We start from the raw sequence: 18,745 nt of genomic DNA on the forward strand, positions 1-18,745 counted from the left end.
CGAACCTGGGGGTTTGTCATGGAGTTTCGCCCGTTGCCGCGACCCGCCGGCGCCTTCCAGCGCTCGGTCACCGCCGGCGATGTCCAGGCAATCGTGCGGCGTGTCTTCGGCGTTGGCGTGGACGTCGTCTCGGCGACCGAGCTGGGTGGCGGGATGTACAACAGCACCTACCGGGTGGAGCTGGCCGGCCGCCGGCCGGTGATCCTGCGGGTGGCGCCGGAGCCGGGCCGGCAGTTCCGTTCCGAGCGGGCGCTGATGCGCAACGAGTATGCGAGTGTGCCGTGGCTGGCTCCGATCGCGCCGTTGCTGCCGCACGTCCTCGTGGCCGACTGGTCGCACGAGGTGATCGGTCGGGACTATCTGGTGCAGACACTGCTCGACGGTGTGCCGGGCCCGGAAGGTCTCGGTGTCTACCCCCGGTCTGCGTGGCCGGTGCTTTACCGTCAGCTCGGGTCGATCGCCCGGGATGTGCACGCCGTTCGCGGTCCCCACTTCGGGCCGGTCATCGGCCCCGGATACGACAGCTGGAGCGCATCGGTCATCGCGTCGCTGACCGACATCGCCGCCGACGTCGACAGCGTCGGCCTGGACGCGGCCGACCTGCGCAAGGCGGCCGACGCCGCCGGCGCGCACCGCGGCGTCTTGGACGAGATCACCGAGCCGCGGATGCTGACTGGTGACCTGTGGACGGTGAACGTGATGCTCGCCGCCGACGCGCCGGAGCCGACGATTACCGGGGTGCTGGATATGGACCGCACCTGGTGGGGAGACCCGGCGGCGGACTGGACGATCCGAATGGCGGGCCGTAAGGACGATGAGCGGGTGGCGTTCTGGGACACCTATGGCACCCGGGACACCTCGACGGCCGCCGCGCTGCGGGCCCTGATCTACGAGGCCCGGCACATCGGCGCGATCCGGCTGGAGCGGGACCGCCTGGGCAACACCACCGGTGTCCGCGACACCTACGACGACCTCGCCGTGACCCTTGCCGCCCTGACCTGATCCGTCCGATCCCTGGGTTGGTGCTGCGCGGCGTGCAACTCGGCGACGAACGAGGCCCGGGGCAGCACCAGGCGCGCAGGTCGATGTCGTACAGCAACGGCGACGGACTCAGACGCCTCTCCGACTGAAACCCGACTTGGGCCACGGTTGGCCGATTTCGGGGTTGGTAGGGCTGTGAGCTGGGGTGTTGGGTCGGTAGGCACGCACTAAACGGGTCGGTTCTATCGTGGTCGGTCGTGGCGTATGTGCGGACGGTGAAGACGGCGTCCGGGGCGCGGGCGGTGCAGATCGTGCACTCCCAGCGGCGGGGGGCGCGGGATATCGAGCACATCGGGTCGGCGCACACCGATGCGGACCTGGAGCTGTTAAGGCGGTGGCGCGGCAGCGGCTGGCCGCGGGGCAGGGCGAGTTGGACCTGCGCCTGCCGGGTAGTCCGGCCGACCAGGGCGCGGCGTTGCCGATCACGTCGTCGCGGATGGGGCATCTGCTGGACGCGTTGGGCCGTGGCTACGACGCGTTGGGGTTCGGGGCCGCGACCGGGCGGGACGAGGTGTTCAAGGCGCTGGTGTTGGCCAGGATCATCGAGCCGACCAGCAAGCTGGACTCGCTGCGGGTCCTTGCCGAGGCCGGCATGGACCCGCCGTCCTACCGGACGGTGAAGCGGCGGCTGCGGGTCTACGCCGGCGCCGATCAGAGCCGGGACGATCCCGGTCAGGGCCGGGATGACGCCGGGCCTGAGCAGCCGGCCGACATCGATCCCGCTGGTGGCAGGTGGCGGGCACAGTTGGCGCGTGCCTGCGCCGAGCATGTGCGCTTGGGTCCGGCGACGTTGCTGCTGTACGACGTGACGACGCTGTACTTCGAGGCCGACGAAGGGGACGGGTTCCGCGAGCCGGGATTCTCGAAGGAACGCCGGCTGGAGCCGCAGATCACCGTCGGTCTGCTCACCGACGGGGCGGGGTTCCCGCTGATGGTGCACGCGTTCGAGGGCAACCGGGCCGAGACCACCACGATGGTGCCGGTCCTGCGGGCCTTCCTGGACGCGCACCGCCTGTCTGATGTCACGGTCGTGGCCGACGCCGGGATGGTGTCTGAGGCGAACAAACGCGCGATCGAAGCCGCCGGGCTGTCGTTCATCCTCGGCGCCCGCGTCCCCGACGTGCCCTACGTCGTGGCGGCGTGGCGGGATGCCCACCCCGACGCCGAGATCCCCGACGGGCACGTGTTCATCCAGCCCTGGCCCGCCGGCCCCGGTGACAAACGCCGCGACCACACGATCTTCTACCAGTACAAGGCGGATCGGGCCCGACGCACCCTTCGGGGTATCGACACCCAGATCGCCAAGGCCGAGAACGCCGTCGCCGGCCGGACAGCGGTCAAGCGGAACCGGTATGTACGCCTGACCGGCGCGACCAAGACCGTGAACCGGACCCTGGAAGCGAAGAACCGGGCCCTGGCCGGGATCAAGGGCTACACCACCAACCTGCCCAACCCTGACCCGCAGCAGGTCATCGGCGCCTACAGCCGGCTGCTACAGGTCGAGAAGAGCTTCCGGATGAGCAAGACAGATCTGGCCGCCCGACCGATCTACCACCACAACCGCGAGTCGATCGAAGCGCACCTGACCATCGTGTTCGCCGCCCTGGCCGTGTCCCGCTGGATCGAGAACACCACCGACTGGAGCATCAAACGCTTCGTCACCACCGCCCGCCGCTACCGCACCATCCAGATCCAGGCCGGGGAACACACGATCACCGCAGCCGACCCCCTACCCGACGACCTCCGCGCCGCCCTGGACGCCATCGACGGCACGCACTAATTGGCCCAAGTCGGGTCGATGTCGTACAGCAACGGCGACGGACTCAGACGCCTCTCCGACTGAAACTTGGCGCCGAGAGGCCGTGGGGCCTGGTGCCAGCCAGGCTTGGCGCCCAGCGATGCCGACGCCGGCTCGGCTTCCTCGACCTTGCGCCTCACCATCAGGTCGAGGGGGCCAGCATACGTGCGCGTCGGGCTCAAGCCCCAGCGAGGTGTCGGTGTAGTTCGGCCATCGTTTCCACGGTAAAGTCGGCGCCTGCGTCCTTCAATAACTGTGATGATGCTAGTGATGCGAATCCGGCAACCCGCATGCCGGCGGTTTTTGCGCCGCGAACGCCAAAAGGACTGTCTTCGACCACAAGACACGACTCAGGCGGGATGCCGAGGCGTTGCGCGGCCAGCAAGAAAAGGTCGGGCGCCGGTTTTCCGCGGGCTACCATTGACGCACTGTATAGATGCTCGCCGAAATGATTGATGAGTCGACTTGTGGTCAGCTTCTGACGAATCTCGGTTGGCGTGCCACTAGACGCAACGCATATCGGATATTTGTTGTCGACAAGCCATCTGAGTAGAGTCACTACACCTTCAATGGGGTGTAGGTTCTGCTGTTGATCCAGCACTTGCCTCTCGTATTCGGCTGCGAAGTCGAAAGAGATGGGAGTGCCAAGCTGGTCTTCAAGTTCCGCCACGCATTCGTCTGTGGCCCGACCCATGTAGAGGCGCACGCTATCCGTGAACGAAGTGTCGACTCCGGCGAGAGTGGCCAGCTGGGCGAACACCTCGTTGTTTATCGTTTCGGAGTCTACCAGTACACCATCGCAGTCGAATACCACGGCTTCAACCTCTTTGCAGGCTAGAAGCGATGACGTCAAGGCGCAGACTCTCCATACGGCACGGAGCGCGTGACGCCCGAGGTGGTGAATCTATTGCCGGTGACTTGCATCAGAGGGTGGAGGTCGCCAATCGGAGTGCCGTCCTCATCGAAGTAGTCTCTACTGAACGTTACGTTCGTGATCTCTCCGACGAACACGCCATGATCTCCGCCGGTGTCAACCTCTTGAATCTTTCGGCAGGTAAGGTACCCGAGCCCATCTGTCAGGGTAGGCGCTGGGAGATCGGGGGCATAGTTGATTTCAAGTCCGCTGTCGGCCAGCTTAGCGTCGGTATCCGGGTAGTCGAACCGTGAGTACCGGGCGCCTAGTTTCCAAACCCCATCGAGCTGCTCGGCCTTGGGAACTGAGATGGTAAACCTCTCCGTGGCGATGAGGTTGGCGTAAGTCGTCCATTTCGTGAAGACGGCCACGATGATTAACTGCGGGCTTGTCGAGATCGATGTCACGTTGGATACCGGAATCAGGTTCGGCTGGCCATGCAGACTCCGAGTTCCTATCAGGTAACTGATTCGTGGTGCTAAGAGGCGGTGCGCTCTTGTCAACCTACCGGGAAGCATGGTCACGAAAGCATCGCCTTTCGCTGGACGGTGGTGCCTAGGAAGTTGCGAGTCTGCTCTCTCAAGTCGGTAGCGGCGGGGTTGCCCCGGAATCGGGAATCGCTCAGGCGATTCGCTAATGCGGCAAAGACTTGAGCAAGCTGGCTTATGCGCTGGCCCTCCGTAAGGGCAAGGACGGGAGCGAGCGCGGCTGCCGCAGCCTCTGGGCCACCGTCGTCAGCGGGGGATCCGATGCGCGCAAGTGCGAGGTAGCTTCTACTCAGTGCCCAACTGATGGGCCATGCGTGCGTCCCCGTCGGGGGTGTATCGCCGTAGCCGAGTTCCCGCACGTACGCTTCTGCGGTTGTGCAATCTCCCAGGAGTGAATAGGTAACCGCTGAATAGTAGTTCCGTCGGCCCGCAGGGAATGTGAATATTGCGCCGAGGTCTTCAAGCTCCGAGGCGGAGATGGCGGCGCACCTGTCGCTTTCAAGCATGAGTTGCTGCTCGATGGCTTCGGTGTGTCTTCCGAGTTGGGCGAGAGCGCGGACGCGCAGCCCTCGGAGTCGATGCGAGTCGCTTCGATTGCCTGAGTCGTGTCTTGCGTGCTCCAGGACCGCCTCAGGTCGGTCTCGCCATAAGTCGATCATGGCTTTGGTGCAGTTCACCCAACCGATCAATTCCGGGTGCTCGGCGCGATCCGCAAACACGGCCGCAGTTTCAGCATGCATCATCCCTGCAGCAGGCTCTCCGAAGTCGTGTGAGGCCGACGCCAGCAAGAGGAATGATGCAGCCTGGAGCACGTATAGTTCCCGAGTGTGGCTGACGGAAAGTCCGCCGCTCCCTCGGATATGCGCCAGAATCTTTTGTACGGCGAGGGCTGCCCGAAGAGCAGCGGGCAAATCGGAGGTTGTGACGTAATCAGCCGCCGCTTCGCGGAAGTATGCCCTCGCCAACGCGAGTGTGCTACGCGCGCTACCTGTGTCGAGTTCGCTAACCAACTCGACGGATTCGGAAGCGAGACCCCACAGGTACGTCTTCGATAGGCTAGCTGTTGCTGCCGTGACCGGACTTCCGAAAGTGGCTGAGCCGATACCACTTCCTGCCAACGGCGCAGCGGGCCATCCTGTCACTTCAAAGGAACCCAAGCCATCCGTCGAAATCGGATTCGTGTGTGGCTGCCCAGGCCGCCCAGCTAGGACATCGTCGCCCGAGTCCGTGGGTCTGTCGCCGTCGAGAAACCTGGCGACCTCTGCCTGCCGTGTGGTGTGGCGGTCCGGGTCTGCAGCAGAGCGGCTGGGGTCGTATGGAAGGGCGGCGGTGTCGAGTGGGATGGTCTTACTGGCCTGTTGTGGCGGTGCTGTTGCTGCTTCCTGGTCGGGGTTGCCGTTGGCCGGGCTGGGGGTATCGGTGCGGCGGTGGGGGTAGAGGTCGAGGTCAGCGTCGGTGGTGACGCCGTAGAAGGCGCGTAGTGCGGCTCGGCGCAGGTCGCTGCACCAGCGGGTGTCCCCGCGTTCGAGCTTGCCTACCCACCGGGAGTCGACGGTGTGGTACTGCAGGTCCTTACGGTCGGGGTGCAGCTCGTGGAGCTTGGCGTTCACGCCTTCGGCGACCTCTGACCGGGTCATGCATGTGTCCGGCCAGCGCGGCGACGAGCGCCGACTACGCAGCTCTACCAGCTTCTTGTTATGCTTGTCGTCGTCGGTCCCCGCTGCTGCGGCTCGACGTGGCATCGAGAACCACCCCCTAGCACTCCGCCGCAGATCCCCGTTGCCGAAGCGAAGGGTGAACCGAGAACGTCGTCGCCCAATTGTCGGGTAGCGAAGGGCGTTGTGCAACTATGGCGGTCCGCCGACTGCCAGCACCCGCGGGTGCCGTGTGCGCTCTGCGATGGTCGCTGGCTGGGTCGGGACTGCCCCGTCAACCCAGCTGCTACGAGCTACATGCTGATGCGACCCTCGCGGATTCCGCCGATGAATCGTCGCCACGCACTCCGGTCGAATTCAAGGATGCCACCCTCGCGGTCTTTAGAGTCGCGGACGGCAGCGTGGCCAGCGACCGCCGTACTGACCTCGACGCAGTTGCCGCCGCCATCGCTGCGGCTGGAAGTCCGCCAGTCGTCGTAGCTGATGCGGCTCATCGCGCTCCCTTACTCGGACTGATTTGCTCTGCTACGGCAGTTAGTATGCGTACGCTTTCGGCCGGTTCGAGCGACGCGGCCCTGAGGCGACTATGGAGCTGACGGTAAGCCTCGACGTCATCTGGTTCGGTGAGTACAAGATCCATCGTCAGTGTCTCGACCGCAACGGCTTGTGTCGCCTGCTGGTCAGCATAGCGGTAGATGGAGTAGGCCGAGCGGGGCGCGCTGTAGCTAATGATATTGGGATGGCTTGGCAGGATTCGTACGCTTATCCTCCCCGCGTGAGCGACGCACAGGTCGACGATGTGACGCAACTGGTCCGCGACGACCGAAGGCTCAGCCGCTCGATACCGAACCGCCGACTCATCGAGGACTAAATCGTACGCTGGTCCGGCGTCACTCAGGAGCAGCTTCTGGCGGCGGGTGCGGGCGGCGACAGCGGCGACAGGATCGAAGGCCTCGGACTGTCGGGCAGGATCGCTTCGCATCCTCGCGTCGGCGTAGTCCGCGGTTTGCAGTAGACCCGGGACTAGCGCGAGACGATACTCGCTAATCGCTTTAGTGCCGCTTTCCAGGTCGGCGTAACGCGCCTGACGGTGGCCGATGCGTGCCTCGTCAGCCATCCACCAGCCGGTCGCCCAACCATCAGTCGCGGCAGCCATGATGGCCCCGCGACGCTTCGCACTTACCTGCAGGTACACGCAGATGCCCTCGATCAAGTCGATGTCCGGGCCGCGTTTTCCATTTTCGAGTGCGCTTAACTGCTGGCGAGCAAATCCCACGGCACGGGCCAGTTGTTCGCTGCTGTAGCCGTGCTCGTCGCGGAGGCGCCGGATCTCTTTTCCGAGCCACCGGCGGCGGACGTACGGGCTTGGGCCGCTCACCTACCCCCCTTATCGCTCGCACCGTTCCGGTGGCACGCAGTGTCCGCCGTATGCGTGGCTGACTGTAGCGCATGCGGACGCCGACTCGGCTTGCACTTGCGGCTGCCGAATGACGTTTGCGCAGCTGGGAGGCGGGTTGGAACGTAGTATGGACCGCAAAATGGACAGTAAGTCGGCATTCCCAAACATGCAGTTGTGCGTGATTGTGGACTTGCGTCAGCCGACGTGTGATCGCCAGGTGGATCTGTCGACACGTCTGTCCTGCTGTGCGCGCCGTTGTGAATTCTTGTCCCGCTGGCATAGGTTCTTGATCGCGCGATTGAAGGGCTTGTTGTGCGTGTTGCCAAAAGGCTGGCGTTACTGCTGGCCATCCCGTTGTTGGCGACCTTCATCTTCGCAGCTTGGGGTGTGACGTCGACAGCCCGGCAGGCCGTTGGTGCTGATCGTTTGGAGTCGCTGGTGGCGGTGTCGTCCGCTGTTGGTGAGGTGGTGTATCAGCTGGATCGGGAGCGTCAGGTCGCGGCGTCGGTGGTGTCTGTTGCCGGGAGCGGGTTGAACGAGTTCCTGGAGCAGGGCGCGGCGTCGGATGCCGCGATCGCGGTTTACCGGCAGCGTCGGGGCGAGTTGGATGTGTCGCTGCCGGGGGTGGCGCGGTTGGTGGGGCCGCTTGATGAGCAGTTGGGGTTGTTGCCGGCGTTTCGGGAGCAGGTGAAGGCGCGTCAGTCGTCGTTGACGGCGGTGTTGGTGCGGTATCGGGCGGCGATCGGCCGTGGGTTGGCGGTGCGGGAGTCCGTGGGGCAGGTCGGCGGCGCGGACGGTGTGCTGGCTGATCAGTTGCGGGTGGCGGCGGCGTTGTCGCAGGCGTCGGAGTACGCCGGTGTCCAGCGGGCCGCGGTGGTGGCGGGTAGCGGCGAGGTGGTGTCGCAGGCGGTGCAGCGGGAGCTGGCCGCGACGCGGGCTGGGTTTGATGAGGCGTTGTTGGTGGTGTCGCAGCGGTCGCCGGCGGTGTGGCGGGGGTGGCTGGATCAGGCGTTGAGCGGTGAGCAGGTGTTGGCCGCGCAGCGCATCGATGATGAGGTCGCGCGGGTCCAGGTCGGCCAGCGGCTGCGGGTGAGTACCGGTCGGTGGCTGGCGGCCAGTGGTGAGCGGCGGGACCGGCTGCATGAGGTGCAGTCCCGTATCGACGGCGACATTGTGGCGGAGGTCGGCCGGCAGCGGAGCGAGCAGTGGTGGATCACGGGTGGGTTGACCGTGGTCGCGGTGGTGCTGCTGGTGGCGGCGGCGGTGTTCGCGTGGCGGCAGGGCCGCCGGTTGGTGCAGCGGCTGCGTGGGGTCCGTGATGCGGTCACCCGGATGGCGACGGATGAGTTGCCTGAGCTGGTGCGGCGGGTGGAGGCGGCGGATCCGGCTGATCCGGGTTCTGTTCCGGCGCCTCCGAGGGTGTTGGCGCCGGCGGAGGCGCGTGACGAGGTGGATGAGGTGACCGCCGCGTTCGACAGCCTGGGGTTGACCGTCTACCGGACCTCCAGTGACTTGGCGCGGCAGCGGCAGGTGGTGGTGGGTGCACTGGAGGCGGTGGGTCGCCGGTGCCAGGGGATCACGCAGCGGCTGCTCGCCGAGCTGGACGCGGCGGAGCGAAATGAGCGGGATTCCGCGACGCTGGAGATGTTGTTTCGGTTGGACAACCTGGCGGCGCAGTTGCAGCACGGTACGCAGAGCTTGCTGGTGTTGTCGGGCCGCACGCTCGGTGCGGTGCACGACACGCCGGCGGAGCTGGTGACGGTGGTGCAGGGGGCGCAGAGCCGGATTCAGCAGTACCAGCGGGTCGAGATCGGGGCGGTCGACGGCCGGGTGTTGGTACCGACGGCACTGATCGATGATCTGGTGCATCTGTTGGCGTCGCTGTTGGACAACGCGACCCGCTTCACTCCCGGCACGGTGTTGATCACTGGCCATCTGCTCGGCGATCGGGTGCTGGTGCAGGTCACCGACTCCGGGCAGGGCATCGATCCGGAGTTGCTGAACCAGCTCAACGGCGAGCTGGCGGCGTCGCCGAGGATCGGGGTGGACCACATCCGCCGGCAGGGCGTGGCGACGGTGGCGTTGTTGGCCGCGGTGCACGGGTTGCGGGTGCGGCTGCTGCCGGCGTCACCGCATGGCACGGTGGCCGAGGTCGAGATTCCCGCCGACCGACTGACCATCCGGGTTCCTGAGCAGAAGACGCAGCCGGCGGGGGCTGGCCCGATTGCCGGGCGACGCGCGCCGGGTGGCACGCCCGCTTCTGCCTTGTCGCTGCCGGTGGGTCCTGCCGCTGGCCCGGCGGGCCCGGTGGCGGGCGGGGCGTGGCCGCCGGTGCGGGCGGCCGACGCGGCCACGCAGCCGTTGCCGCAGATCCCGAGGCCACGGTCCGCGCAGCGGCAGGAGCCGCCGCCGATCTTCAAGCAGGCGGTCCGCGACCACGGCGCGTCCGGGTGGTTCGAGCCGGGCGGCACCGTCCAGATGCCCGCCACGACCGCCGTACCGCCGTCGGGCGACGCGACGACCGAGAACGGGCTACCGAGGCGCCAGCCGCAGACGACGATCCCGCCGCCGGTCTTGCCTGCCCCAGCCGAGACGGCACCCAACGCGGAGGTGGATACGGCGGGCCTGTCCAGGACCGCGGCGGCCTACCAGCGCGGCCTCGGCCGCCGCCCCCATCAGCTGAGAGAAGGTCAACGATGAACGATTTGAGTTTCCTGATGATGAACAATCTGAGCCAGGTGCCCGGGGTCAGTCACGGCGTGGCGGTGTCGGCCGATGGGATGCTGTTGGCCTGGACCGAGGGCCTGAATCGGGAGGCCGCCGAGCGTCTCGCCGCGGTCACGGCCGGGCTGTGCAGCCTGCTCAAGGGCGCCGCCCACGATATGGAAGCCGGACGAGTCCAGGGCAACGTCACCAACGCCGAGAACGGCTTCCTGGTCCTGACCGAGATGAACCACGGCGCCTCGCTGCTGGTACTGGCGCATCCGAGGGCGGACCTGGCGTACGTCGTCGAAGAACTCGGCCGCTTCGCCGAAACAGTCCGTAACCAGCTCGGTCCGTCGTTCGCGTCCGCGCGCTTGTCGCCCGTGGCTACGGCAGGCCCGCGATGACCGCACCGGCTGTTCTCGCCCGGTCGCCGACAGCCGGGCCGGGGTTGAAGATCGTGCTGACCGGGCCGTTGGGGGTGGGTAAGACCACGCTGGTCGCGGCGGTGTCGGACATCGCACCGTTGACCACCGAGGCCCGGATGTCGGCCGGCGGCGACGACACGTCGCACAGTCCGGGGAAGGTGACCACGACGGTGGCGATGGACTTCGGTCGCCTCGCCATCAAGGGCGTGACCGTGTACGTGTTCGGTACGCCGGGGCAGGAACGGTTCTGGTTCACCTGGAACGCCATCGTCCGCGGCGCGGTGGGTGCGGTGGTGCTGGCCGACACCCGCCGACTGCAGGACTCGTTCCGGCACCTCGACTACATCGAGCACCGCCGGTTGCCGTTCGTGGTGGCGGTCAATCGGTTCCCGGACGCGCGCATCTACACCGCCGATGAGGTCCGTGAGGCGCTCGTCCTCGCGGGGGAGGTGCCGGTCGTGGAGGTCGACGCCCGGGACCGCGACAGCGTCCGCCGGCTGCTCATCGCTCTGGTCGAGCACGTCATCGCCGCCACACCAACCCCGGCCAGCGTCGCCTCCTGACCTGTTCTGTCCCACCCCTCGATAAGGAGCATCATGCGTCATTTCTCGATACGGCTGCGACGCGGACTCGCCGCCGCCATCACCGCCACTGTCCTGCTGGCCACGGGTGCGGCGTGTACCAGTAGCAGCGCGGACACCGATCGGGTGCGGATCGGGCTGTTGGTGTCGTTGTCGGGCATCTACACCACCGTTGGCAAGGACATGCACAACGGGTTCGAGCTGTATCTGGACACCCACGGCGGCCGTCTCGGTGGCCGTGAGGTCGACCTGGTGGTGGCTGACGAGGGCGAGGGCCCGGACACCGCCGTGCCGGCGGCGCAGAAGCTGCTGGAGCGGGACCGGGTGGTGGCGCTGACCGGGCTGGTCGCCGGCAACACCGTGGACAAGGTCCAAATGCTCACCCACGAGCGGAAGGTGCCGCTGGTTGGGGCGAATGCCCGTCCCGGGTGGCCCGCGTCGCGGGATCTGTCCTACACCTGGCACACCTCCTACAACAGTGATGAGCCGGGCGTCGCGATCGCCGAGTACGTCAAGGCGCAGGTGGGTGACGGGGCGGTGTACGCGATCGGCCCGGACTACCAGGGCGGTCATGACGAACTGCGGGGGTTCGTGGACACGTTCACCAAGCTGGGTGGCCGGCTGGCGAACCCGGATGGGAAAGCGACGTTCACCCCTTTCCCGGGCACGGTGAACTTCCTGTCGTTTCTGAATCAGGCGGCGGCGACGAATCCGGAGGCCGTCTACACCTTCTACGCCGGTGAACAGGCCGTTGCGTTCGTGAAGGGATACCAGAACTCGGCGCTGAAGTATGTGCCGCTGTACGCGGCCGGGTTTCTGACCGAGGGCACCGTGCTCGATGAGCAGGGCACGGCGGCCACCGGTATCCGGAATGTCTTGAACTATTCGCCGACGTTGCCGAACGCGGCGAACCAGCAGTTCGTGGCCGCGTGGTCGGCGGCGGGGTTCCCGGGGCAGCCGACGACGTTCGCGATGGCCTCCTACGACGCCGCGGCGGTCCTGGACCGGGCTCTGGCCGGTGTGGACGGTGAGGTCACCAGCGAGAAGCTCAATACGGCGATCGGGCAGGTGGGGCGGATCGAGAGCCCGCGCGGGGACTGGCAGTTCCACCCGAGCGAGCACCGGCCGGTGCAGCGCTGGTACCTGCGGGAGGTCCGCCCGGACGGGCCGGTGCTGACCAACGTCCTGCTGCAGGACCTGGCCACGTTGCCCGCGTCCTGACCACCACGGCCAGCCGGTAACGAGAAGGGGTGTCGTGCGCGTGTTTGTCATCATCGCGGCCGATGGGGTCGTCTACGGGATGATCCTGGCGGTCGCCGCGGCCGGGCTGACCGTCGCGTTCGGCGTCGGCGGGATTCTGAACCTCGCGCACGGCACCCTGATCGCGGCCGGCGGCTACGTCGCGGCCACCACCACCGCGGGCACGTGGGGCAGCCTCGCCGCCGCCCTGATGCTGGCGACGGCGGTGGGAGCGGCCGGCGGGGGAGTCCTCGCGGCGGCGACCGGCGCGCTGCGCGGGCGGGGCCATCTGGACCAGGCGTTGTTGACCTTCGGGATCGCGCTCATCGGCGGGAACCTCCTGATCACCGTGTTCGGGCCGGACCACCTGAGGCCTGACCTGCCGGCGGTGTTGGAGGGCACGGTGGTGGTGGCGGGGTATCGGTATCCGGTCGACCGGCTCGCGGTGCTGGCGGTCGCGGTGCTGGTCGCCGTGGCCGGCTATCAGGTGTTGCACCGCGCCCGCGCGGGCCGGCTGGTGAGAGCGACGGTGGATGACCGGGCGATGGTCGCCGGGATCGGCGTGGACCCCCGCGTTGTGGACGCCGCTGTCCTGGTGGCCTCCGGTGCCCTGGCCGGCCTGGCCGGGGCGTTGATCACACCGGTGCTCGGTGTCGGCCCGGCCACGGCCCACACGACACTGCTACTCAGCCTGATCATCGTGGTGTGTGGCGGGCTCGGTTCGGTGCCGGGGGCGGTGGCCGCCGCGATCGGCGTGGGGGTGGTGCAGACCGTCGGCGTGGTCACCCTGCCGGCGGCGGCGCCGTACCTGCTGGTCGCCGCGATGGCCGTGGCGTTGCTCGCCCGCCGCAGCACGGTGCCTGGTCAGGTGGCGTGATGAGCGCGATCGGCCACGCCGCGGCGCTCGCCCGGCTTCGGCCACTGTCGACGGCCATGCCCGCGGCTCTGGCTGTCGTGGCGGTTGTCGCCGTGGTGGTGTCACCGGATCCGTACCTGCACGCCACCGTCGCCCGGATGCTGCCGCTGGCGCTGTTGGCGGTCAGTGTCGCGGTGGTCACCGGGCACGCCGGGCTGCCCACCCTCGCGCAGGTCGCCCCCCACGCCGTGGGCCTCTACGCGACCGCCCGGCTGGCTCTGGCCGGCGTCGACCTGGCCGTGGTGCACCTGGCCACCGCGGCGGTGCTGGGCGCGGCCGTTGCCGGGCTGCTCGGGCTGGTGCTGGTCCGCTACCGCGGCACCGTGTTCCTGATGCTGAGTTTGGCGGTGGCCGAGCTGACCGAGATCACCGCCGCGCAGTGGCGGGCCGTGTCCGGCGGCACCGACGGCCTGGCCGGGATCCCCTCCGCCCGGCTCGCACCGGGCCTGCCGCCCCTGCTCGCCGACCGGGCGGTACTGCTCTACGCCGCCGCCGTCGCGGTGACGGCGACCGCCGCCGCGATGTGGCTGCTGGCCGGGGACAGGCGGATGCTGCTGACAGCCGCCCGCGACAACCCGCACCGGGCCCGGGCCAGCGGGCATCCGGTGACCGCCTACCTGTGGGCGGTGCACACCGGCGCGGGCGCCCTCGCCGGTATCGCCGGCGCGTTGTGGATCCACACCCACCGGTGGGCCACCCCCCGCGACGTCGGCTTCACCACCGCCGCGCTGGTCCTGCTCGCCGTCGTCATCGGCGGCGCCCGCTCCCTGCCCGGCGCCGCCCTCGGCGTGGTCATCGTGCTCGCCGTCCGCGACGTGGTCGCCGCCGACTTCCCCGGCCACGCACCGCTGCTGCTCGGCGGCCTGTTCGTGGCCGCCGTCTACGTGCTGCCGGGTGGCCTGGCCGCCCTCCCGGCCCGCCTGCGCCGCCGGCCACCACCAGTCCGACGGCCGGACGGGCCGGCGGCGTCCGCGGCCGCCACCAGTGTCAGGAGTACGCCGTGAGGATCGTCCACCGCGTCGACCCCGACAAGGTGCCCGCGGTGTCCAGCCGCCGCGACGCCGACCACGCCCAGGGCAGCGGTCTGGTCGCCACCGGCCTGCGGCACGCCTACGGCCGGCTCACCGTGCTGGACCTGGACCGCTTCGCTGTCGCGCCGGGGGACCGGCACGCGGTCATTGGCCCCAACGGCGCCGGCAAGTCGACCCTGCTGGGTGTGCTCGCCGGCGCCATCACCCCGCAGACCGGTCACGTCACCTACAACGGCCGGGACATCACCGGCCAGGGGCCGGCGGGGCGGGCGCGGGCCGGGATCGGCCGCACCGTCCAACACCCCACCGTCTGGCCCGACCTGACCTGCCTCGACTGCGTGCGCGTCGGCGGCTGGCACCACCGCCACCACCCCGACCGCACCTCGCTGGAGGTGCTGGACCTGGTCGGCCTGGCCGACCACGCCGACCAGCCCGCCGGTGCGCTGTCGCACGGGCACCGGCGGATGCTCGACCTGGCCGTCGCCCTCGCCGGCGAGCCCCGCGTGCTGCTGCTCGACGAACCCGCGGCGGGGCTCACCGACACCGACACCGCCCGGCTGCTCGACATCCTGCACGGGCTGCCGGCCTGGATGGCGGTGGTGCTGGTCGAGCACCACATGCACGTCGTCGCCGCGGCAGCCGGCTGGATCACCGTGCTGCACCACGGCCGCCGCTACACCGACGGCCCCGCCGACACCGTACGCGCCGACCCGCACGTCGCCGCCCTCTACCTCGGAGGAGGAGGTGGGGGCGATGCTGCGCGTGCGTGACCTCGCCGTCGGCTACCCGACCAGCGGCCCCGTGCTGCACGCGGTCACCCTCACCCTCACCCTGCCCGGCCCCGGACTGCACGCGATCATCGGCCCCAACGGTGCGGGCAAGACCACCCTGCTGCACACCCTCGCCGGCCAGCTGCGGCCGGCCAGCGGCAGCATCCACCTCGACGGGCAGGACGTCACCGGCTGGCACCCCACCACCGCTGCCCGCGCCGGTGTCGCGCTCGCCCCGCAGGGCCGCCGACTGTGGAAGTCACTGACCGTCGGCGAGCACTTCGCCACCGTCCGCACCACCGTCCGCGACGACGACAGGTGGTCGGTCGAGGCGCTGCTGGAGATGTTCCCGGCGCTGGCCGCCCGGCTGGGCCACCGCGCGGACCAGCTCTCCGGCGGTGAGCAGCAGATGCTCACCATCGCCCGCGCACTGCACACCGCACCCCGGCTGCTGCTCGCCGACGAACCCACCGAAGGACTCGCCCCCGCCCTCGCCGCGCACATCATGACCGTCCTGACCGATCTGCCCGCCCGGGGCGTCACCGTCGTCGTGGCCCTGCCCCACGCCGCCGGCGCGGCGCGCGCCGCCACCGTGCACCTGCTCACCGCCGGCCGGCTACGGGAGTCCGCCGACACCGCCGACACGGTCACCGACACGCTGCGCCGGCACCTCACCCTCACCGATGCCGAGCCCACGGAGCCCGCGCCATGATCCCCGCCCAGGCGGCCCTCGCCGCCGCCGTCCACACGCCGACACCGGGCATCGACCGCCCCGGTACCGCCGCCCGGTGGACGGCGGCAGCGGTGGCGGTGCTGCTGCTGGCCGCCGCCACGGCCGTGGCCACCGCGCCGCCGCGCGCACCGGTGGCCGGACCGCTGTCGTGTCCGACCGATGCGGCACCACGAACCGACCTCACGGCCGCCGGGCACCACGACCGGATGCCCGCCGCCCGCGTGGCCCATCCACGACCCGCCCGCACCGCCGTGCGGGAGTTGGCCGCCGCCATCGCCGACGATCCCTGCGACCGGCACCGCCTGCGCCGTCACGAACGCGCGGCCGTCCTGACCGTGCTCGCCCGCTACGACCGGCTCGTCTACTACCCGCAGGTGGCCGACCGCGCCGGCCGGCCCGGCGTCGGCGTCGCCACCATCGACGACGGTCACCGCCACCTGCTGATCCTGCACCCGGTCACCGGCGACGTGCTGGCCTACGAAACGGCCCACGGTGGCGTGTCCGGCCGGTGGCGGTCCACCTTCTATCGGCTGTGGCTGAGCACCAGCCGCGTGAACGCCCGCTGGTGGGAACCTCCGGACACGCCCGCCGACCCACCCCGCCCGCCTGCGCATCCGAAAGGGCCCGGCGTGACCTGGATCAGGCCGGACACCCCCTGCCGCACACTCACCAGCAAGGGAGACCTCCCAATGACGTTGTCAAGCCGCGATAGCGGCAGGCGGTACGGGTTGGTAGCACCGTCTGTCACGCAGGAGTGCCCACAGGACGTTGATTCGGCGGCGGGCGAGTGCGAGTACGGCCTGAGTGTGCCGTTTGCCCTCGCCGCGTTTGCGGTCGTAGAAGCGCCGCGACTCGGTGCATCGTTGGATGCTGATCAGCGCGGAGGTGTAGAAGACGCGCTGGAGGCCCCGGTGGTAGCGGCGTGGGCGGTGCAGGTTGCCGCTGACGCGTCCGGAATCGCGGGGCGAGGGAGCCAGGCCGGCGAAGCCGGCCAGCCGGTCCGGGGTGCCGAAGGCGTCGAGGTCGCCGCCGGTGGCGGCCAGGAACTCAGCGCCGAGCAGCGCGCCGATGCCGGGCATGCTGGAGATCACTTCGGCGAGTTCGTGCTCATGAAACCGGCCCTCGATGAGCTTGTCGATCTCGCTGACCTTCTCGTTGAGGGCGATCACCTCCTTGGCGAGGGTGTGAACCATCTGGGCGGTGAGCTTCTCGCCGGGCAGCGTGGTGCGTTGCCGGTCGGCGGCCTCGACAGCGGCGGCGGCGATGGTGCCGGCCGAGCGGACTTTGCGGTTACGCAGCCAGGTCTGCAACCGCGCGACGCCGACACGGCGAAGAGCTGCGGGGGTCTGATAGCCGGTCAGCAGCACCAGCGGGCCGTGGTTGGTCAGGTCGAGGGCACGTTCCAGCGCGGGGAAGATGTTCAGCAACTGCTCGCGCAGTCGGTTGATGGTGCGGGTCCGGTCGGCGACCAGGTCGCTCCGGCGGGCGGTGAGGATCTTCAACTCGACGGCCGCCTCGTCTCCCGGGCGCACCGGGTTGAGGTCACGGCGCATACGTGCCTGGTCGGCGATCACTGCGGCGTCGCGGGCATCGGTCTTGCCGGTTCCGCGGTAACCGGCGGCGGCCCGGTTCACCGCGAGACCAGAGATATAGACCAGCCGCTGCTCATGGTTGATCAGCAAGGCGATCAGCAGAGCCGCGCCGCCGTCGGCCACGTCGACCGCCCACGTGACCTCGTCGCTCAGTGCCAGCACATCGGCCAGCAGCGTCAGCAACTCCGCTTCCTCGTTGGCCACTCGCCGCGACAGCAGCCGGTCGCCGTTCTGGTCGACCACCACACAGTGGTGATGCGCCTTGCCGATATCTACGCCGGCCCACACCTTGGGCACGGTCACCTCCACAAGTTCGTTGGTGAGTCGGTCCGCAGACGACCTCGCCGGCATGGTCCTACACAGCGATCTACTCGCAACTCCCAATCGGCGGCCGAGTCGTCGCGGGGTGCTGGGCGGCCAGGTCTCCTGAGCCATCAACGGCAACCCGATGAAAGCCACACCCAGCACCCCCGGATGAGCCAACCCTACGAACTGGGCGGTCATCACGATCAAGAAGGTAGGACCCGATGACCAGCACGACCTACCAGTTCGACAATGACACGCGTCAGTTGACCCCGCTGCAGGCGGTGCTCGACCCGTACACCATCCGTGACCTGGACACCGTGGGTGTCTGGGCGGGGCAGCGGGTCCTGGACGTCGGCGCCGGCGCGGGATCCGTCGCCCGCCACCTCGCCAAGCGGGTCGGCCCTACCGGCACGGTCATCGCCGTCGATATCGACACCCGCCTGCTCGACCCGACTGATGTCATCGACGTGTACGAGTGTGACCTGCGCCGAGGAGGGCTCGACCTGCCGATCGAGCCGGGCAGCGTGGACCTCGTCCACGCCCGGTGCGTCCTGGAGCACCTGGGCAACCGGGTCGACCTCCTGCCGGCTTTGATCGCCCTGCTGCGCCCGGGTGGGTGGCTGGTACTCGGCGAGATCGTCTACAGCCGCGCCTTGATCCACCGCGCGCCCACCGCCAACGACGAAGAGCTGATCGCCCGCGTCTGGCACGCCATCCTCGACACCCTGCACTCCGGGGGCACTGACCTGGAGTGGGGCAACCACGTCCACGGCCATTTGCTCGACGCCGGCCTGACCCACGTCTACAGCCACACCCGCGCCGACACGTGGACCGGCGGCGGCCCCGGCTGCCAGCTGCTGGCCGACAACGCCCGCCAACTGCACGACCGGCTCCTGGCCGCCGACACCGGCATGAACGAGGCCGACCTGCGACGGTTCGGCGAGCTGATGGCCGACCCCACCCTGGCCCTGCGCGGCTACCAGTACACCTCCACCATCGCCCAGCAGCCCGGGCCGTAGACCTCGGACGCCCGGCAGGCCGGACGTGAGGTCCTCCGCCCGCCGCGCGCCCACACCGGGTAGCCGCCCGCGACACCCGATCGGCGGCAACCCACGGCCGGCGGCGGCGCATCCCCCGTAAGCCGCCGTCGCC

16 protein-coding genes and 1 pseudogene are annotated in these 18,745 nt (G+C 68.9%); 11 read left to right on the forward strand and 6 right to left on the reverse strand.

Annotation, left to right across the window (positions count from 1 at the left end; translation table 11 throughout):
* Positions 1-18: 18 nt before the first annotated feature.
* Positions 19-1,002, forward strand: coding sequence for an aminoglycoside phosphotransferase family protein (locus tag O7615_RS16630; RefSeq protein ID WP_278178557.1), 984 nt, complete (start codon positions 19-21; stop codon positions 1,000-1,002).
* 281 nt (positions 1,003-1,283) lie between these two features.
* Positions 1,284-2,821, forward strand: a pseudogene (locus O7615_RS16635) (IS1634 family transposase).
* 196 nt (positions 2,822-3,017) lie between these two features.
* Here the strand turns inward: O7615_RS16635 and O7615_RS16640 are convergent.
* The 5 genes from O7615_RS16640 to O7615_RS16660 all read right to left on the reverse strand — a co-directional run bounded on the left by O7615_RS16640 (position 3,018) and on the right by O7615_RS16660 (position 7,273).
* Positions 3,018-3,653 (reverse strand): HAD family phosphatase, encoded by a 636-nt coding sequence (locus tag O7615_RS16640; RefSeq protein WP_278178558.1) that lies wholly within the window; start codon positions 3,651-3,653, stop codon positions 3,018-3,020.
* 35 nt (positions 3,654-3,688) lie between these two features.
* The gene (locus tag O7615_RS16645; RefSeq protein ID WP_278182124.1) at positions 3,689-4,270 is read right to left on the reverse strand and encodes a flavin reductase family protein; all 582 of its coding nucleotides are present in this window, start codon (positions 4,268-4,270) and stop codon (positions 3,689-3,691) included.
* A gap of 2 nt (positions 4,271-4,272) precedes the next feature.
* The gene (locus O7615_RS16650; RefSeq protein ID WP_278178560.1) at positions 4,273-5,877 is read right to left on the reverse strand and encodes a hypothetical protein; all 1,605 of its coding nucleotides are present in this window, start codon (positions 5,875-5,877) and stop codon (positions 4,273-4,275) included.
* Positions 5,878-6,188: 311 nt separating this feature from the next.
* Positions 6,189-6,389 carry a DUF397 domain-containing protein gene (locus O7615_RS16655; protein ID WP_278178561.1) on the reverse strand — a complete coding sequence of 67 codons (201 nt, stop codon included), beginning with the start codon at positions 6,387-6,389 and terminating at the stop codon, positions 6,189-6,191.
* The gene (locus tag O7615_RS16660) at positions 6,386-7,273 is read right to left on the reverse strand and encodes a helix-turn-helix transcriptional regulator (protein ID WP_278178562.1); all 888 of its coding nucleotides are present in this window, start codon (positions 7,271-7,273) and stop codon (positions 6,386-6,388) included. The genes O7615_RS16655 and O7615_RS16660 overlap by 4 nt, the downstream gene beginning before the upstream one ends.
* A 459-nt stretch (positions 7,274-7,732) precedes the next feature.
* Here O7615_RS16660 and O7615_RS16665 point away from each other — a divergent pair, with 459 nt between their 5' ends.
* The 8 genes from O7615_RS16665 to O7615_RS16700 are packed head-to-tail and all read left to right on the forward strand — an operon-like array spanning position 7,733 to position 15,674.
* Positions 7,733-9,994, forward strand: a complete 2,262-nt coding sequence (locus O7615_RS16665; protein WP_278178563.1) for a nitrate- and nitrite sensing domain-containing protein — start codon at positions 7,733-7,735, stop codon at positions 9,992-9,994.
* Positions 9,991-10,404: a roadblock/LC7 domain-containing protein gene (locus tag O7615_RS16670; protein ID WP_278178565.1), complete on the forward strand. Its 414-nt coding sequence runs from the start codon at positions 9,991-9,993 to the stop codon at positions 10,402-10,404. The genes O7615_RS16665 and O7615_RS16670 overlap by 4 nt, the downstream gene beginning before the upstream one ends.
* Positions 10,401-10,988, forward strand: coding sequence for an ATP/GTP-binding protein (locus tag O7615_RS16675; protein ID WP_278178567.1), 588 nt, complete (start codon positions 10,401-10,403; stop codon positions 10,986-10,988). The genes O7615_RS16670 and O7615_RS16675 overlap by 4 nt, the downstream gene beginning before the upstream one ends.
* Before the next feature lie 33 nt (positions 10,989-11,021).
* Positions 11,022-12,227 carry an ABC transporter substrate-binding protein gene (locus tag O7615_RS16680; protein ID WP_278178568.1) on the forward strand — a complete coding sequence of 402 codons (1,206 nt, stop codon included), beginning with the start codon at positions 11,022-11,024 and terminating at the stop codon, positions 12,225-12,227.
* A 34-nt stretch (positions 12,228-12,261) separates the two neighbouring features.
* A complete protein-coding gene (locus O7615_RS16685) occupies positions 12,262-13,122 on the forward strand; it encodes a branched-chain amino acid ABC transporter permease (protein ID WP_278178569.1) in 861 nt (286 codons plus the stop codon).
* Positions 13,122-14,165: a branched-chain amino acid ABC transporter permease gene (locus O7615_RS16690; RefSeq protein WP_278178570.1), complete on the forward strand. Its 1,044-nt coding sequence runs from the start codon at positions 13,122-13,124 to the stop codon at positions 14,163-14,165. The genes O7615_RS16685 and O7615_RS16690 overlap by 1 nt, the downstream gene beginning before the upstream one ends.
* Complete coding sequence (locus O7615_RS16695) at positions 14,162-14,962, forward strand: ATP-binding cassette domain-containing protein (protein WP_278178572.1); 801 nt, start codon at positions 14,162-14,164, stop codon at positions 14,960-14,962. Before O7615_RS16690 ends, O7615_RS16695 begins: the two co-directional genes overlap by 4 nt.
* Complete coding sequence (locus tag O7615_RS16700; protein ID WP_278178574.1) at positions 14,946-15,674, forward strand: ATP-binding cassette domain-containing protein; 729 nt, start codon at positions 14,946-14,948, stop codon at positions 15,672-15,674. The genes O7615_RS16695 and O7615_RS16700 overlap by 17 nt, the downstream gene beginning before the upstream one ends.
* A gap of 719 nt (positions 15,675-16,393) precedes the next feature.
* Here the strand turns inward: O7615_RS16700 and O7615_RS16705 are convergent.
* Positions 16,394-17,590 carry an IS110 family transposase gene (locus O7615_RS16705; RefSeq protein WP_210941659.1) on the reverse strand — a complete coding sequence of 399 codons (1,197 nt, stop codon included), beginning with the start codon at positions 17,588-17,590 and terminating at the stop codon, positions 16,394-16,396.
* Positions 17,591-17,814: 224 nt separating this feature from the next.
* On the opposite strand from O7615_RS16705, the gene O7615_RS16710 reads away from it, so the two are divergent.
* The gene (locus O7615_RS16710; RefSeq protein WP_278178576.1) at positions 17,815-18,612 is read left to right on the forward strand and encodes a class I SAM-dependent methyltransferase; all 798 of its coding nucleotides are present in this window, start codon (positions 17,815-17,817) and stop codon (positions 18,610-18,612) included.
* Positions 18,613-18,745 lie beyond the last annotated feature (133 nt).

Origin of the sequence: Micromonospora sp. WMMD1082 (assembly GCF_029626175.1) — a bacterium.
GTDB lineage: Bacteria > Actinomycetota > Actinomycetes > Mycobacteriales > Micromonosporaceae > Micromonospora.

What these genes read in the sequence shown, in the direction of transcription:
- O7615_RS16645 (WP_278182124.1), bottom strand. Translation starts at nt 4,270, where the DNA reads ATGCTTCCCGGTAGGTTGACAAGAGCGCACCGCCTCTTAGCACCACGA.
- O7615_RS16700 (WP_278178574.1), top strand. Translation starts at nt 14,946, where the DNA reads ATGCTGCGCGTGCGTGACCTCGCCGTCGGCTACCCGACCAGCGGCCCC.
- O7615_RS16690 (WP_278178570.1), top strand. Translation starts at nt 13,122, where the DNA reads ATGAGCGCGATCGGCCACGCCGCGGCGCTCGCCCGGCTTCGGCCACTG.
- O7615_RS16655 (WP_278178561.1), bottom strand. Translation starts at nt 6,389, where the DNA reads ATGAGCCGCATCAGCTACGACGACTGGCGGACTTCCAGCCGCAGCGAT.
- O7615_RS16650 (WP_278178560.1), bottom strand. Translation starts at nt 5,877, where the DNA reads ATGACCCGGTCAGAGGTCGCCGAAGGCGTGAACGCCAAGCTCCACGAG.
- O7615_RS16675 (WP_278178567.1), top strand. Translation starts at nt 10,401, where the DNA reads ATGACCGCACCGGCTGTTCTCGCCCGGTCGCCGACAGCCGGGCCGGGG.
- O7615_RS16680 (WP_278178568.1), top strand. Translation starts at nt 11,022, where the DNA reads ATGCGTCATTTCTCGATACGGCTGCGACGCGGACTCGCCGCCGCCATC.
- O7615_RS16670 (WP_278178565.1), top strand. Translation starts at nt 9,991, where the DNA reads ATGAACGATTTGAGTTTCCTGATGATGAACAATCTGAGCCAGGTGCCC.
- O7615_RS16710 (WP_278178576.1), top strand. Translation starts at nt 17,815, where the DNA reads ATGACCAGCACGACCTACCAGTTCGACAATGACACGCGTCAGTTGACC.
- O7615_RS16630 (WP_278178557.1), top strand. Translation starts at nt 19, where the DNA reads ATGGAGTTTCGCCCGTTGCCGCGACCCGCCGGCGCCTTCCAGCGCTCG.